Genomic DNA, 14,283 nt, shown 5'->3' on the forward strand with positions numbered 1-14,283 from the left:
TCGGATGCGGCTGCTTATTGGGCGAGCGGAACGCTGTTGTTGCCGACCGGTGCCGGTGTCACCGGTGCGGCCTGGTTGCCGATCGCCTGCCGGGCGGCCGACGAGAATGGCGCACCCGCATCGGCCGGCGCCTGCGGTACGGGCAGTTGCGCCGCCGGCGCGGGCGCACCGCGCGCCAGCGAGGTGTCGATCTTCGCGGTGTGACCGCGCGCCGCGAGGACGGCGAGTACGACGCTGAAGGCGATGAACAGGGTTGCCAGCACGGTCGTCGCGCGCGTCAGGAAATCGGCGGCGCCACGCGCAGACATCAGGCCGGACGGACTACCACCCATACCGAGCCCGCCGCCCTCAGACTTCTGCACGAGGATCACCCCCACCAGCATGGCGGCAATGATAGCCTGGACGACGAGGATGAACTGAAACAGCATGAAATCGGGCTACCCTGCGGGGACATTTAAGCCGCGCACATAGAGCCGGCAGCGCGGGCGATCAACCGCCGCATGTTCAGACCCGAGACATTTCGGCCTCGCACTGAAACCAGAGCGATTTCGGTTCGTTACAACGATACTGCACCCCGAACTTCGGGATGTGAGCGTTGCCAAACAGAAAGTCTCGCCGTGGCCTCTGTATTCAATCGTACACTCGATAGCTGGATGCAAGCGCTGGTCGATTACGTCCGGTCTGGTGAACCAGACCTGACCAATCGGCAAATGGCGCTGCTCCTGTTCGTTTATCTGACTCCCGGGCCGCATACCGTGCGCGGTCTGGCGCGCGTTTTGAACGTTTCCAAGCCGGTGGTCACGCGCGCCTTGAACAGATTGGGATCCCTCGGCTATCTGCGCCGTCAACGTGACGATACCGACAAGCGCAATATCTTCATTGCGCAAACGTCCGAGGGGGCAGATTTTCTTGAAGAGTTCGGCCAGTTTATCGGCGAGTCAGAGCAGCCAAAGCCTCGCAGGGCCGCCCCGCAGGAGCTTCGCGCTGTCGGGGCACTCGGTCGAGATTGACCCCCGTTACAATGCGGTGCGCCGCGATCTCGCAGACGTGCGTCTGGCGGATCGCGTTTTCGCGCCGCATTATGCGGCACCTGTTGAAATGGTGATCGCGCGCGCGACGGACCTGCGTGTCGCCCGCGAAGGCGACTCGGAGGTACTGATCGCGCTCGGCCCCAATGTTGTGTTTGAAGTGTTCGAACTTGCCGGGGGCAAAGCCTGGGGCAAGGCGCCCGATTGTGGCTTGGTCGGCTATCTCGACGAATCGGTTTTGACGAGGATCGTCGCATGAGCGCACGCGTTTTCATCGATGGTGCGGTCGGAACAACGGGTCTCGAGATCCGTGAGCGATTGGCCGGTCGCGGCGACATCAGCCAGATCATCCTTGACGAGGATCGCCGCAAGGACGCTCGGGCGCGCGCGGAGGCGATCAACGATGCCGACTTTGTCATCCTGTGCCTGCCGGACGTTGCCTCACGCGAAGCGGTCTCGCTGATCGCCAACGATCGCACCCGCGTGATCGACGCGTCCACCGCGTTCCGCACTGCGGATGGCTGGACCTACGGCTTCCCCGAACTGGAGCCGGGCGCGGCCGAAGCCGTGGCGTCGGCGCCGCGGGTCAGCAATCCTGGCTGCTACCCCACCGGCTTCCTCGCGCTGGTGCGCCCGCTGGTCCGAGCGGGGCTGATTCCGGCCGATTGGCCTCTCACCGTTAACGCTGCTTCCGGCTATTCGGGTGGCGGCAAGGCGATGATCGCCGAATATGAGGACGGCACCCCTGCCCCCGCTGCGCGGGCCTATGGCCTCGCGCTCGCGCACAAGCATGTCGGCGAAATGCAAAAGCACGCCCGCGTCGAACATGCGCCGATCTTCATGCCGAGCGTCGTGAACACCTATCGTGGGATGCTGGTCGAGGTGCCGCTGCCGCTGCACGCCTTCCCACGCCGTCCGACGCTCGCCGCCTGCGAGGCGGCGCTGCGTGAGGCATATCGTGGATCTCAGGTGGTCCGCGTCGTCGATGGCGATATTGCGACCGTCGCGATCAAGGACGATGCCGGCACCGACCGGCTGACTTTGCGCGTTTGCGGCAACGCGGAGAACGGTCAGGCGCGGCTGATCGCCACGCTCGACAATCTTGGCAAGGGTGCGGCCGGGGCGGCCGTGCAGAATCTGAACTTGATGGCGGGGCTGGACCCCGTTGCAGGCCTTACGCTTTAAGCGGCCCGTTTCGTTTCGCGTTCGCGAACAAAGGAGATCGTCTGATGCCAGGAATTCGCCAGCCTGCCGGAAAATTGCTGCTGTTCGGCGCAACGGGCGATCTCGCTCAGCGCATGTTGCTGCCCTCGCTCTACGGCCTCCATGCCGATGGCCTGCTGCCCGAAACCCTCACCATCACCGGCACTGCCCGCGCCGAGCATGACGACGCGGACTACCAGAAGTTTGCGGAAAAGGCTCTCAACCAGTTTCTGCCCGACGACCGCAAGGACAAGGACAAGATCAAGAGCTTCCTCGAACGGCTCGGCTACCAGCCGCACGACGCGGCGGACGTGGAAGGGTACAAGGCGCTCGCCACCAAGGTTGGCGACGTGTCCGGCGGTTTAGCGATCTTCCTGTCGACCGCGCCTTCACTGTTCGAGCCGGTCATCAAGGGGCTCGCCTCCGCCGGCCTTGCTGGCGAGACGGTGCGGATCGGGCTGGAAAAGCCGCTCGGCTATGATCTCGCGTCGAGCCAGGAGATCAACGACACCGTCGCGACCGCGTTCAGCGAGGATCGCACGTTCCGCATCGACCATTATCTGGGCAAGGAGACTGTCCAGAACATCATGGCGCTGCGTTTCGGTAATTCGTTCTTCGAGCCGATCTGGAACGCGCAAGGCATCGACAACATCCAGATCACGATCGCCGAGACGGTCGGGCTGGAGGATCGCGCGTCTTATTACGACGGAGCCGGCGCGCTTCGCGACATGGTGGCGAACCACATGCTCCAGTTGCTTGCGCTGGTGGCGATGGAGGCTCCCGCTCAGTTCGATGGCGCTGCGATCCGCGACGAGAAGGCCAAGGTGTTCCGCTCGCTCCGCCCGATCGCACCGGAGGACGTGCCGACACAGACCGTCACCGGGCAGTACGGCTCGGGCGCGGTCGACGGCAAGATCGTCAAAGGGTATATCGACGAACTCGGCAAGCCGTCCACCACCGAGACGTTCGTCGCGATCAAGGCGCATGTCGACAACTGGCGCTGGCAGGGCGTGCCGTTCTACCTTCGCACCGGCAAGCGCATGACGACGCGTCGCAGCGAGATCGCGATCCAGTTCAAGCCGGTGCCGCATTCGATGTTCCGCAATCGCGGTGGGATGCTCCAGCCCAACGTGCTGGTGATTCGTTTGCAGCCCGAGGAATATATCCAGATCCTCGTTATGGCGAAGGAGCCGGGCCTCGACCGCGACGGCATCCGGTTGCGCGAACTGCCGCTCAACCTCAGCCTCGACGCCGCCTTTGCCGGCAAGCCGCGCCGGATCGCTTACGAACGCTTGCTGCTCGACCTGATTGAGGGGGATCAGACGCTGTTCGTGCGCCGCGACGAGGTGGAGGCGCAGTGGACGTGGATCGACGCGATCCGCGCCGGCTGGACCGCGAACGACACCAAGCCCAAGAGCTATCCCTCCGGAAGCTGGGGCCCGAGTGCAGCCATCGCGCTGACCGAGCGTGACGGCGTGACCTGGCAGGACGACTAACATCAGGAGCGGGCGTTTCGCCCCTCCCGTTCCGTATCAAGACCAAGGAAATACGTATGAGTGAAGAAGTCGAATGGTGGGACTATGAGGACGCCGAGGAGATGGCAGCCGCGGTCGCCGGCGACATCGCCTTCATCATCGAAAGCGCGATCGACGCGCGCGGCGCCGCCGTCATCGCGCTCGCGGGCGGCAAGACGCCGATGCCGATCTACGAAAAGCTCGCCGCCAGCAAGATCGACTGGAAACGCGTGACGATCGTGCCGGGCGACGACCGCATCGTGCCGCTGGGCGATCCGCTGTCGAACGTCACCGCGATCGGCAAGATCTTCATTCCCAAGGGCGCGCGCGTCATCCCGCTCATCAGCGAGGCGGCGAAGGACTATAAGGCGGCCGGCAAGGCGGCGGACGCGCGGCTGGGTGATCTGCACTGGCCGCTCGACCTGTGCCTGCTCGGCGTTGGCGGCGACGGGCATACCGCCTCGATCTTCCCCGGCCCTGACTATGAGGAAGCGGTGAGCGGCCCCAAGGAACGCCGCGCGCTTGGCGTGATGCCCGATCCGTTGCCGCCCGAAGCACCGGTACCGCGCGTCACGCTCAGCCTCGCCGCGATCACCACCGCACGCGCGCTGATGCTGGCGGTAACCGGTGACGCCAAGCGCAAGGTGATCGAGACCGCGATCAAGCAAGGCCCGGCCTCGAAATACCCGATCGGCCGTGTGCTGGCGGATGCCGAACTGCCGGCCGACATCCACTGGGCGCCGTGACACTCCTGTAAATCGTTCCACCTACGACCACCCCCTTGTTTCGCGCTGCAATGACGCGCGCTATGAGGGGGTGCGCGTCGCCGTGCGCGACCCCCAAGGGAACCAGATCATGACGCTTCACCCCGAGATCGCGGCGGTTACCGACCGGATCATCAGCCGCTCGAAGCCGACGCGCGGCGCGTATCTCGCGCTGATCGAGCGGGAGCGCGACCAGCATGTCGCCCGCCCCGCACTGAGCTGCGCCAACCTCGCGCACGGCTATGCCGGTACCGAGGAAGACCGCGACACGATGCGTGCCGCGAAGGCGATGAACATCGGCATTGTTACCTCGTACAACGACATGCTGTCCGCGCATGCGACCTACTATCGCTATCCCGAACAGATGAAGGTCTGGGCGCGTGAGGCGGGTGCGACCGCACAGGTTGCAGGCGGCGTGCCGGCGATGTGCGACGGGGTGACGCAGGGCTATGCCGGCATGGAGCTGTCACTGTTCAGCCGCGACACCATCGCACTGTCGACCGCGATCGCGCTCAGCCACGGGCTCTTCGAGGGTGCCGCTTTGCTCGGTATCTGCGACAAGATCGTGCCGGGGCTGCTGATCGGCGCCTTGCGGTTCGGCCACCTCCCGATGATCCTGATCCCGGGCGGCCCGATGGCGACCGGCATCCCCAACAAGCAGAAGGCGGCGGTGCGCGAGGCGTTTGCGGAAGGGAAAGTCGGCCGCGAGGACCTGCTCGACGCCGAAATCGCGGCGTATCATTCCAAGGGCACCTGCACCTTCTATGGCACCGCCAATTCCAACCAGATGATGATGGAGATGATGGGCCTCCACATTCCCGGCGCGGCGTTCGCCAATCCGGGCACCAAGCTGCGCCAGGAACTGACCCGCGCCGCCGTGCACCGGCTGACCGAGATCGGCTGGGACGGCAACGACTACCGCCCGATCGGCCATTGCGTGGATGAAAAGGCTATCGTCAACGCCGCGATCGGCCTGCTCGCCACCGGCGGATCGACCAACCACATGATCCACTTGCCGGCGATGGCGGCATCGGCCGGTATCGTCATCGACTGGGAGGACTTCGATCGCCTGTCTCGCGTCGTGCCACTGGTGGCCCGCGTCTATCCCAACGGGTCGGCGGACGTGAACGGGTTCGAGGATGCCGGCGGCATGCCGTTCGTGATCCGCGAGCTGGCCGACGCGGGGTTGCTTCATCGCGACCTGCTGACGATCGGCACCGGTGATATGACCGAATACGGCAAACGTCCGGTGGTGGACGGCGACGGCCTCGTCTGGGAAGATCCCGGCGCGAGCGGCGACGACACGATCCTGCGCCCTGCCGCGACGCCCTTCTCGGACGAAGGCGGCTTCCGCATTCTCACCGGCAATCTCGGCCGCGCTTGCATCAAGGTTTCGGCGGTCGATCGCGACCGCTGGACGATCGAAGCACCGTGCCGCATCTTCCAGACGCAGGCCGAGGTGCTCGCCGCGTTTCAGGCCGGCGAACTCGACCGCGACGTCGTGGTGGTGGTGCGCTTCCAGGGGCCACGCGCCAACGGCATGCCCGAACTGCACAAGCTCACCCCCGCGCTCGGCGTACTCCAGAATCGCGGCTTCCGCGTCGCGCTGGTCACGGATGGGCGCATGTCGGGCGCGAGCGGCAAGGTGCCCGCCGCGATCCACTGCTCGCCCGAGGCACTCGGCCACGGCCCGCTCGCGAGGCTGCGCGACGGCGACGTGGTGCGGCTGTCAGCGGAGAGCAACGAACTGGTTGCGCTGGTCGATCCTGCAGAGTGGGACGCGCGGGTTCCGGTCGAAGGGCCACCGCCCGCACAGGGCATGGGGCGCGAGTTGTTCGGCATGTTCCGTAACCTTGCAAACGAGGCGGAAAAGGGCGCATCCGCAATGCTGGCGGAGATGGCATAATGGAAGTCGTCGCAGTCGACCTTGGTGGCACCCACGCCCGCTTCGCCATCGCAGAGGTGGAGGGCGGCCGCGTCACCTCACTCGGTGAGCCGGTCACGCTCAAGACCGCCGAACACGCCTCGCTGCAGACTGCGTGGCAGGCGTTCGGCAAGACGCTCGATCACCCGATGCCACGGGCCGCGGCGATCGCGGTCGCCTCCCCGGTGGACGGCGATATCATCAAGCTTACCAACAATCCGTGGATCATCCGCCGCGCGCTGGTGAAGGAACGGCTCGAAGTCGATCAGTTCGTGCTGGTCAACGATTTCGGTGCGATCGGCCACACGGTAGCGCAGGTGCCGCCCGAGATGTTCGAGCATATCACCGGCCCCGACGTGCCGCTGCCCGACCACGGCATCATCTCGATAGTTGGCCCCGGCACCGGCCTTGGCGTAGCGCAATTGCTGCGGGAGAAGCGCGGCTATCACGTGCTGGAAACCGAAGGCGGCCATAGCGATTTCCCGCCGCTCGACAGCTTCGAGGATGCGCTGCTCCAGCGGCTGCGTAAGGCGCACAATCGCGTCTCATCGGAGCGCGTCGTGTCCGGCCCGGGCATCGTCGCGATCTACGAAATGCTCGCCGAGATCGACGGGCGCGCGGTGCCACGGCTCGACGACAAGGCGATCTGGCAGCTGGCGCTGGAGAGCAACGACAGCCTAGCGCTCGCCGCCCTCGACCGGTTCTGCCTTGCACTCGGCGCGACGGCGGGCGATCGCGCGATTTGTCAGGGCGCCAAGGGCGTGGTCATCGCCGGCGGCCTCGGCTTGCGCATCAAGGATCACATCGTGCGCTCCGGCTTTGCCGAGCGGTTCGCCGCCAAGGGCCGGTTCCGCTCGATGATGCAGGCGATCCCGGTCAAACTCATCACCCATCCCCAGCCCGGCCTGTTCGGCGCCGCGGCGGCTTTTGCGCAGGAGCATCATCAATGAGCTATACCGTCCGCGACCTGATGCTGATCGCTCCCGTCATTCCGGTCATCGTGATCGACGACGCCTCGACCGCGCAGGCCACGGCGCAGGCGCTGGTCGCCGGTGGCATTCGCGTGCTGGAGGTGACGATGCGCACCCCTGCCGCACTCGACGCGATGCGTGAGATGAAGAAGGTGCCCGGCGCGATCGTCGGCGCCGGCACCGTCATCAACCCCGACCAGTTCGCGCAAGCGGTGGACGCGGGCGCGGAGTTCATCGTCTCGCCCGGCCTGACCGAGCGGCTGGCGCGACCGATTATCGACAGCGGCGTGCCGTTCCTGCCCGGAACGGCCAATGCGGCGGACATCATGCTGGGTCTCGACATGGGCCTGACGCACTTCAAATTCTTCCCGGCGATGGCAGCGGGTGGCCTGCCCGCGTTGAAGGCGTTGGCAGCACCGTTTAATCAGTGCAGCTTCTGCCCGACCGGCGGCATCACCGAAGCGACCACACCCGAGTGGCTCGCGTTCGATCCGGTGCTGTGCGTTGGCGGCAGCTGGGTGCTCGGCGGCACGCCGGCCGAAATCGAGGCGAAGGCACGCGCGGCGATGGCGCTTCGCGGCTGAGGTCCCACGTTGGTAAAGGTTTGAAACGCATGATGCGAGCCCTGATCCTGTCGACTCTGCCGTTCATCCTGAGCGGAACAGCCGTCGCGCAGACGCAGAGTCAGCCCGATGTGCCGAGCGGCAAGGGCCTGCTTGGCGGGCTGGGCGGCTTGGGAAATCTCGGCGGCGGATTGGGCGGCCTGACCAATGGCCTCAACCTCAACGCGGTCGGCAAAGGCAATGCCGTCGGCGTGCTGAGCTACTGCGTTAAGAATAAGCTGCTCCGCCAGCAGCAGAACGTCGCGGGCGGTCTGATCGGCAAGCTGACAGGACAGGAACCGGCGGTCGAGTCCACACGCGGTTTTCTTGATGGTCAAAAAGGGCTGCTGCAGCAGGGCGGCAACAGATTATCGCTTGATGCGCTGCCCTCCGGCATCAAGTCGAAGGCATGCGACCTGGTGCTGAGCAAGGCGCAATCCTTCCTGTAAGGTGCAGAATAGCGCGCGGCTCTAGATCCCGTGCGCCTTCCGGAACGCGCGCCACTTCACGACATTGGCGTTATGCTGTTCAAGCGTATCGGCGAAGACATGCCCACCTGAGCCGTCCGCCACGAAGTAGAGCGCATTGGATCGCGCTGGATGAAGCACCGCGTCGATGCTTGCCCGGCCGGGGTTGGCGATCGGTCCGCTCGGCAGACCGACCATCGCATAGGTGTTGTAGGCGTTGACCTCGTGGATCCACGGCGGCGGAATACGCCGCCCGAGCGGACGCCCGAATGTGTGCGGGTAGATGATCGTCGGGTCGGCCTGAAGCATCATGCCGCGCTTGAGCCGGTTGGAATAGACCGCCGCCACCATCGCGCGCTCGCTCGGTTTTCCGGTCTCTTTCTCGATGATCGAAGCCAGGATCAACGCTTCGCGCGGGGTCTTCACCACCAGCCCCTGCGCGCGCTTCGCCCATGCACCGGCGAGGTAGCGGTCCATCGCCTTCTGCATACGCGCGACGATGCCCATGCGGGTATCGCCGCGGTCGTAACTGTAGCTGTCGGGCAGCACGGTGCCTTCAACCGGCACGACGACGTTGCCCTTCAGCTCTGTCGCCTTCATCAGCACGTCGCGCACCATCACCGATGGCAGGCCTTCCGGCACGGTGATGAAGCGTTGCAGCGTCTTGCCGCCCTGCAAGACCTTCAGAATGTCGGCTTGGCTTAGGTGCGCGGGGAGCCGATATTCGCCGGCCTTGATCGGTGCGCCGGAGCCCAGCACCTTGGCCAGCACGCGGAACCGGCTCGCAGAGGTGATGACCCCGGCCTTCTGCAACTGCTCGGACGTCGCCGCCAGCGTGCTACCCTGCGCCACGGAGACGGTGACGTTGTGGGTGAGCGGCCCGCGACCGCTCCACACATGCAGCACGCCGAAAAACCCGACGATGCACGTCAGGACGATCAGCAGCGTCAGACACCCGAGCTTGCGCACCTGGCGTTACATCGCCCGCATGATGAGCGAGGCATTGGTGCCGCCGAAGCCGAAAGAATTGTTCAGCACCGCCTTCACCTTCCGCTCCTTGGCCTTGTGCGGCACGAGATCGACACCGATGCAATTCTCGCTCGGATTGTCGAGGTTGAGCGTCGGCGGCACGATCTGGTCACGCATCGCGAGGATGCAGAAGATGCTCTCCACCGCGCCCGCGCCGCCGAGCAGATGCCCGATCGCCGACTTGGTCGACGACATCGACGTCGTATCCATCGCGCTGCCGAACAGCCGCCGCACCGCGCCCAGTTCCAGCTCGTCGCCGAGCGGCGTCGACGTGCCGTGCGCGTTGATGTAATCGATATCCTCAAGCGCGAGGCCGGATTTGCGCACCGCCATCTGCATCGAGCGGAACGCGCCCGAGCCTTCCGGGTGCGGTGCGGTGACATGGTAGGCATCGCCCGACAGACCATAGCCGATCACCTCGGCATAGATTTTCGCGCCGCGCGCCTTGGCGTGCTCATACTCTTCCAGCACGACGACGCCCGCACCCTCGCCCATCACGAAGCCGTCGCGGTCGCGATCGTAGGGGCGGCTGCCCTTGGTGGGATCGTCGCGGAAGCCGGTCGAGAGCGCGCGCGCCTGCGCGAAGCCGGCGATGCCGATCGGGCAGATCGCGCCCTCCGCGCCGCCCGCCAGCATCACGTCGGCATCGTCCATCGCAATCATCCGTGCGGCATCGCCGATCGAATGCGCGCCGGTCGAGCAGGCAGTGACGACCGCATGATTCGGCCCCATCAGCCCGTATTTGATCGAAACCTGACCCGAGATCAGGTTGATGAGCCGCCCGTGCACGAAGTGCGGCGAAACCCGCTTCGGCCCCTTGGCGGCCAGCACCAGCGATTCGCTTTCGATACCCGGCAGGCCGCCGATCCCGGCGCCGATCGAACAGCCGGCGCGGTACCGCTGCTCCTCAGTCATATCGAGCAGGCCGGCATCCTCGATCGCCTGACCGGCGGCGTCGATGCCGTAGATGATGAACGGATCGACCTGGCGCTGCACCTTATGATCGACGCGCTTGTTCGGATCGAACCCGTATTCGTGGTCCGGCGCCTTCACCTCGCACGCATAGTTCATCTGGAAGTCGGTTGCGTCGAAGCGCGTGATCGTCGCCGCGCCCGATTTGGCGGCGATGAGGTTGCGCCAGGCGGTTTCGACGTCGGCGCCAAGCGGCGTGACAAGCCCCAATCCGGTTACGACGACACGGCGCATGGCCTTCTCCGTTCTTCTTGCTCTTGATCTGTACTTCAAAACGAAACGGCCCCCCGCCCCGGTTGAGAACCCTGGGACGGGGAGCCGAATCTATCTCTAGCGGGGCCCTGTGCGGGCCGGGCATCGCACGACCGGCGACGCCCGCTCGATCAGCCCTTGTGCTCGTCGATGAAGGTGATCGCATCCTTCACGGTCGCGATCTTCTCGGCGGCGTCGTCCGGAATCTCGACTTCAAACTCTTCTTCGAAGGCCATCACCAGCTCGACGATGTCGAGGCTGTCGGCGCCCAGATCATCGATGAAGCTCGCATCCTCGGTCACCTTGTCGGCTTCGACGCCGAGATGCTCGACGACGATCTTCTTCACGCGATCGGCGGTCTCGCTCATGTTCATGTCCCTCTTCATGAGTGGTCTAAATTACCGTTTTGCACGTAGAGCGCGGTTTCGGCCCGCGCAAGGGGTTGTGATCGCGTTCAGATCATCGCCATCCCGCCGTTGACGTGCAGCGTCTGGCCGGTGACGTACCCGGCCTCCTTGCTGGCCAGATACACGACGGCCGCGCCAATGTCGCTACCCTCGCCCATCCGGCCGGCCGGGATCTTGCCGTTGAGCGCTTCCTTTTGCGCGTCCGGCAGCACATCCGTCATCGCGGTGCGGATGAAGCCGGGCGCGACGCAGTTCACCGTCACGTTACGCGCCGCCAGTTCCTGCCCCAGCGCCTTGGACATGCCGACCAGCCCGGCCTTGGACGCAGCATAATTCGCTTGGCCCGCATTGCCGGTAGTGCCGACCACCGACGTAATCGAGACGATGCGACCGAACCGCGCCTTCATCATCGGTTTGGCAGCGGCCCGCATCAGCCTGAACGCCGCCTCCAGGTTCACGCGGATCACCTGATCCCATTCGTCATCCTTCATGCGCAGGATGAGGTTGTCGCGCGTGACGCCGGCATTGTTGACGAGAATGTCGAGCTTGCCGAGCGCCGCCACCGCCTGCGGCACCAGCGCGTCGACCTGCGCCGCATCCGACAGATCGCACGGCAGCGCGACATGATCCGCCCCGAGCGTGTCGCGAAAGGCATTCAGCTTGTCGGCGTTCGATCCGGAAACCGCCAGCCTTGCCCCGCGCTCGACGAGCGCCTGCGCGATCGCCGAGCCTATCCCGCCACTCCCGCCCGTCACCAGTGCCGTCATGCCTGTAAGGTCGAACATTGATTGCTCCTTGAAATGTGTTGGCCGGGCTAGACGATCACAGCGTCTTCAGCAGAGCCTCGATGTCGTCCATCGACACGATGCTCACCGTCGCGGCATCGGGGGCGATGCGCTTGACCATGCCGGTCAGCACCTTCGCACCAAACTCGACGAACTGCTCGACACCCGCATCCTGCATCGCCAACACCGACTCGCGCCAGCGCACCATGCCGGTCACCTGCTCGACGAGCAGACGGCGGATCGTGTCGGGATCACCCACTGCCGCTGCCGTCACATTGGCGAACACCGGCACCAGCGGCGCTTCGATCCTCGCGTCGGCCAGCGCCTTCTCCATTGCATCGGCGGCGGGTTGCATCAGCGGGCAGTGGAACGGCGCGGATACGGGCAACAGCACCGCCTTTTTCGCGCCATGCTCCTTGGCGATCGCGATCACGCGGTCGATCGCGCCTTTCGCGCCCGACAGTACAACCTGCGACGGATCGTTGTCGTTCGCGACGGTGCAGACCTCGCCCTCGCTCGCCGCTTCGGCGATAGCGCGCGCCTTGTCGAGGTCCGCGCCAAGCAGCGCCGCCATCGCACCCTCGCCGACCGGCACCGCCGCCTGCATGGCGAGGCCGCGCAGCTTCAGCAGCCGCGCCGTGGTCGCCACATCAAGCGCCCCCGCCGCACACAACGCCGTATATTCGCCGAGCGAATGCCCTGCGACATACTCCGCCTTGTCAGCGAGCCGCACGTTGCCCTCCCGCTCCAGCACGCGGAGCGTCGCGATCGCGTTCGCCATGATCGCGGCCTGCGAATTCTCGGTCAGCAGCAGTTCCTCGGCCGGTCCCTCGGTCATCAGCCGATAGAGATGCTGGCCAAGCGCGTCATCGACCTCCTGGAACACTTCACGTGCGACCGGGCTGGCCTCGGCCAGCGCCTTGCCCATGCCGACCGCCTGGCTGCCTTGCCCCGGGAAAATGAATGCGCGCATCGTTCGTCCTTCCGATCAGGCGCGTCGGACTAGAAAGATGAACGGACGAACGCAAGCTGCGACACTTTGTGACGGTTTTGTCAGATTGCTGGGACGGGTCTGCGACAAACGCACCCTAGATTGTTCTGGACGCCGGGAGACAAGGCGCCGTTGAAAAACAGGAGCTGACACATGAAAAAGTTCATTCTCGCCGCACTGGCAACCTCAATCCTCGCCAGCTCGCTTGCGATCGCGCCCGCCGAGGCGCAGATGCATGAGCGGCGGACCACCACCGTCCGCGAAGGGCCGCATGGCCACACGGTCGTGACCAACCGCACCGTGGTCAACAACCGCAACCAGTATCGCCGCTGGAACAAGGGCCAGCGGTTCGACCGTCGCTACGCGCAGAACTACCGCGAGATTGGCGACTGGCGCGCCTATCGCGGCCGCCGCCTCTATGCGCCGCCGCGCGGCTATCACTGGGTCCGCTCGGGCAACGACGCGGTGCTGGTCGCGCTGTCGGGCGGGCTGATCGCCTCGGTGCTGTCAGGCGCGTTCAACTAAACATTGCCTTTGCGATGCAATTCGCTAAGGGACGAACCACCGGGGTGGTAAGCGCACGCTTTCCGCCCCGGCTGCTATTCAAGCGGTAGCTTTTGAAGACGACAGCCGGAGGGGCGTTCGCATGGTGCGGGCGTCAGCGATCGGCCAAGACGAAGGACGAGACATGGCTCTTTACGAGCACGTGTTCCTTGCGCGCCAGGATCTGGCACAGGCGCAGGTGGATGCACTGGCGGAAACCGCCACCAAGATCATCGAAGACAACAACGGCCGGGTCGTGAAGACCGAGAGCTGGGGCCTGCGCAGCCTCGCGTACAAGATCGCGAAGAACCGCAAGGCGCATTACGTGATGCTCGAGATCGACGCCCCGGGCTCGGTCGTGGTCGAGCTGGAGCGCCAGACCCAGATCAACGAAGACGTCATCCGCTACATGACCGTCAAGGTCGACGAGCTCGAGCAGGGCCCGACCGTGATGATGCGCAAGAGCGAGCGCGACCGTGAGCGTCGTGGCGATCGTGAGGGTGGCCGTGGCGACCGTCCCGATCGTGGTGACCGCGGTGATCGTCCCGAGCGCGCAGAGCGCCCGCGTCGCGATTTCGACGGCGAATAAGGAGTTATAGACAATGGCACGCCCATTTTTCCGCCGCCGCAAGAGCTGCCCGTTCTCCGCAAAAGACGCTCCCCGGATTGATTACAAAGACGTCCGGCTGCTCCAGGGCTTCGTGTCCGAGCGTGGCAAGATCGTCCCCTCGCGCATTACTTCGGTGAGCGCGAAGAAGCAGCGCGAACTCGCCCAGGCGATCAAGCGCGCCCGTCATCTGGGCCTGCTGCCCTACATCGTTAAGTAAGGAG

General features: G+C 65.2%; 18 protein-coding genes. 12 read left to right on the forward strand and 6 right to left on the reverse strand.

Features of this window, described 5'->3' with window-relative positions:
* Positions 1-14: 14 nt before the first annotated feature.
* On the reverse strand, positions 15-425 hold the full coding sequence (secG, locus tag OXR00_RS03740; protein ID WP_267387140.1) for a preprotein translocase subunit SecG: 411 nt from the start codon (positions 423-425) through the stop codon (positions 15-17).
* Positions 426-653: 228 nt separating this feature from the next.
* Between secG and OXR00_RS03745 the strand changes: the two genes are divergently transcribed.
* The 9 genes from OXR00_RS03745 (at position 654) to OXR00_RS03785 (ending at position 8,455) form a co-directional block, all read left to right on the forward strand.
* Entirely contained in the window at positions 654-1,010 is a 357-nt protein-coding gene (locus OXR00_RS03745) for a MarR family transcriptional regulator (RefSeq protein ID WP_242146508.1), read from the forward strand.
* Positions 1,011-1,098: 88 nt separating this feature from the next.
* The gene (locus OXR00_RS19750; RefSeq protein ID WP_346731977.1) at positions 1,099-1,287 is read left to right on the forward strand and encodes a hypothetical protein; all 189 of its coding nucleotides are present in this window, start codon (positions 1,099-1,101) and stop codon (positions 1,285-1,287) included.
* Entirely contained in the window at positions 1,284-2,213 is a 930-nt protein-coding gene (gene argC, locus OXR00_RS03755; protein ID WP_267386703.1) for an N-acetyl-gamma-glutamyl-phosphate reductase, read from the forward strand. Before OXR00_RS19750 ends, argC begins: the two co-directional genes overlap by 4 nt.
* Positions 2,214-2,257: 44 nt before the next feature.
* Complete coding sequence (zwf, locus tag OXR00_RS03760; RefSeq protein WP_267386704.1) at positions 2,258-3,727, forward strand: glucose-6-phosphate dehydrogenase; 1,470 nt, start codon at positions 2,258-2,260, stop codon at positions 3,725-3,727.
* Positions 3,728-3,783: 56 nt separating this feature from the next.
* Positions 3,784-4,491, forward strand: coding sequence for a 6-phosphogluconolactonase (gene pgl, locus OXR00_RS03765; RefSeq protein ID WP_242146512.1), 708 nt, complete (start codon positions 3,784-3,786; stop codon positions 4,489-4,491).
* Between the two features lie 109 nt (positions 4,492-4,600).
* Complete coding sequence (edd, locus tag OXR00_RS03770; protein ID WP_267386705.1) at positions 4,601-6,415, forward strand: phosphogluconate dehydratase; 1,815 nt, start codon at positions 4,601-4,603, stop codon at positions 6,413-6,415.
* Positions 6,415-7,383, forward strand: a complete 969-nt coding sequence (gene glk, locus OXR00_RS03775; RefSeq protein ID WP_267386706.1) for a glucokinase — start codon at positions 6,415-6,417, stop codon at positions 7,381-7,383. Before edd ends, glk begins: the two co-directional genes overlap by 1 nt.
* The gene (gene eda / locus OXR00_RS03780; protein ID WP_267386707.1) at positions 7,380-7,988 is read left to right on the forward strand and encodes a bifunctional 4-hydroxy-2-oxoglutarate aldolase/2-dehydro-3-deoxy-phosphogluconate aldolase; all 609 of its coding nucleotides are present in this window, start codon (positions 7,380-7,382) and stop codon (positions 7,986-7,988) included. Before glk ends, eda begins: the two co-directional genes overlap by 4 nt.
* Positions 7,989-8,017: 29 nt before the next feature.
* The gene (locus OXR00_RS03785; RefSeq protein WP_267387141.1) at positions 8,018-8,455 is read left to right on the forward strand and encodes a DUF2501 domain-containing protein; all 438 of its coding nucleotides are present in this window, start codon (positions 8,018-8,020) and stop codon (positions 8,453-8,455) included.
* Between the two features lie 21 nt (positions 8,456-8,476).
* Here the strand turns inward: OXR00_RS03785 and mltG are convergent, their stop codons facing one another.
* The 5 genes from mltG to fabD all read right to left on the reverse strand — a co-directional run bounded on the left by mltG (position 8,477) and on the right by fabD (position 12,891).
* The gene (gene mltG / locus OXR00_RS03790; protein WP_267386708.1) at positions 8,477-9,442 is read right to left on the reverse strand and encodes an endolytic transglycosylase MltG; all 966 of its coding nucleotides are present in this window, start codon (positions 9,440-9,442) and stop codon (positions 8,477-8,479) included.
* A gap of 6 nt (positions 9,443-9,448) precedes the next feature.
* Positions 9,449-10,708 carry a beta-ketoacyl-ACP synthase II gene (gene fabF / locus OXR00_RS03795; RefSeq protein WP_267386709.1) on the reverse strand — a complete coding sequence of 420 codons (1,260 nt, stop codon included), beginning with the start codon at positions 10,706-10,708 and terminating at the stop codon, positions 9,449-9,451.
* Positions 10,709-10,857: 149 nt separating this feature from the next.
* Positions 10,858-11,094 (reverse strand): acyl carrier protein, encoded by a 237-nt coding sequence (locus OXR00_RS03800; protein ID WP_069207325.1) that lies wholly within the window; start codon positions 11,092-11,094, stop codon positions 10,858-10,860.
* Positions 11,095-11,180: 86 nt separating this feature from the next.
* Positions 11,181-11,918, reverse strand: a complete 738-nt coding sequence (fabG, locus tag OXR00_RS03805; RefSeq protein ID WP_267386712.1) for a 3-oxoacyl-[acyl-carrier-protein] reductase — start codon at positions 11,916-11,918, stop codon at positions 11,181-11,183.
* Between the two features lie 37 nt (positions 11,919-11,955).
* Complete coding sequence (gene fabD / locus OXR00_RS03810; RefSeq protein WP_267386713.1) at positions 11,956-12,891, reverse strand: ACP S-malonyltransferase; 936 nt, start codon at positions 12,889-12,891, stop codon at positions 11,956-11,958.
* Between the two features lie 171 nt (positions 12,892-13,062).
* Between fabD and OXR00_RS03815 the strand changes: the two genes are divergently transcribed.
* The 3 genes from OXR00_RS03815 to rpsR all read left to right on the forward strand — a co-directional run bounded on the left by OXR00_RS03815 (position 13,063) and on the right by rpsR (position 14,279).
* Complete coding sequence (locus tag OXR00_RS03815; protein ID WP_267386715.1) at positions 13,063-13,434, forward strand: RcnB family protein; 372 nt, start codon at positions 13,063-13,065, stop codon at positions 13,432-13,434.
* Between the two features lie 163 nt (positions 13,435-13,597).
* Positions 13,598-14,041: a 30S ribosomal protein S6 gene (gene rpsF / locus OXR00_RS03820; protein ID WP_242147133.1), complete on the forward strand. Its 444-nt coding sequence runs from the start codon at positions 13,598-13,600 to the stop codon at positions 14,039-14,041.
* Between the two features lie 13 nt (positions 14,042-14,054).
* Entirely contained in the window at positions 14,055-14,279 is a 225-nt protein-coding gene (rpsR, locus tag OXR00_RS03825; protein ID WP_010543816.1) for a 30S ribosomal protein S18, read from the forward strand.
* Positions 14,280-14,283: the final 4 nt, after the last annotated feature.

Origin of the sequence: Sphingomonas sp. GC_Shp_3 (assembly GCF_026540945.1) — a bacterium.
Classification (GTDB): Bacteria; Pseudomonadota; Alphaproteobacteria; order Sphingomonadales; family Sphingomonadaceae; genus Sphingomonas.

Bases quoted from the DNA above. Each gene is read 5' to 3' on its own strand.
- OXR00_RS03745 (WP_242146508.1), top strand. From the start codon at position 654: ATGCAAGCGCTGGTCGATTACGTCCGGTCTGGTGAACCAGACCTGACC.
- OXR00_RS19750 (WP_346731977.1), top strand. From the start codon at position 1,099: ATGGTGATCGCGCGCGCGACGGACCTGCGTGTCGCCCGCGAAGGCGAC.
- argC (WP_267386703.1), top strand. From the start codon at position 1,284: ATGAGCGCACGCGTTTTCATCGATGGTGCGGTCGGAACAACGGGTCTC.
- zwf (WP_267386704.1), top strand. From the start codon at position 2,258: ATGCCAGGAATTCGCCAGCCTGCCGGAAAATTGCTGCTGTTCGGCGCA.
- pgl (WP_242146512.1), top strand. From the start codon at position 3,784: ATGAGTGAAGAAGTCGAATGGTGGGACTATGAGGACGCCGAGGAGATG.
- edd (WP_267386705.1), top strand. From the start codon at position 4,601: ATGACGCTTCACCCCGAGATCGCGGCGGTTACCGACCGGATCATCAGC.
- glk (WP_267386706.1), top strand. From the start codon at position 6,415: ATGGAAGTCGTCGCAGTCGACCTTGGTGGCACCCACGCCCGCTTCGCC.
- eda (WP_267386707.1), top strand. From the start codon at position 7,380: ATGAGCTATACCGTCCGCGACCTGATGCTGATCGCTCCCGTCATTCCG.
- OXR00_RS03785 (WP_267387141.1), top strand. From the start codon at position 8,018: ATGATGCGAGCCCTGATCCTGTCGACTCTGCCGTTCATCCTGAGCGGA.
- fabF (WP_267386709.1), bottom strand. From the start codon at position 10,708: ATGCGCCGTGTCGTCGTAACCGGATTGGGGCTTGTCACGCCGCTTGGC.
- OXR00_RS03800 (WP_069207325.1), bottom strand. From the start codon at position 11,094: ATGAGCGAGACCGCCGATCGCGTGAAGAAGATCGTCGTCGAGCATCTC.
- fabG (WP_267386712.1), bottom strand. From the start codon at position 11,918: ATGTTCGACCTTACAGGCATGACGGCACTGGTGACGGGCGGGAGTGGC.
- fabD (WP_267386713.1), bottom strand. From the start codon at position 12,891: ATGCGCGCATTCATTTTCCCGGGGCAAGGCAGCCAGGCGGTCGGCATG.
- OXR00_RS03815 (WP_267386715.1), top strand. From the start codon at position 13,063: ATGAAAAAGTTCATTCTCGCCGCACTGGCAACCTCAATCCTCGCCAGC.
- rpsF (WP_242147133.1), top strand. From the start codon at position 13,598: ATGGCTCTTTACGAGCACGTGTTCCTTGCGCGCCAGGATCTGGCACAG.
- rpsR (WP_010543816.1), top strand. From the start codon at position 14,055: ATGGCACGCCCATTTTTCCGCCGCCGCAAGAGCTGCCCGTTCTCCGCA.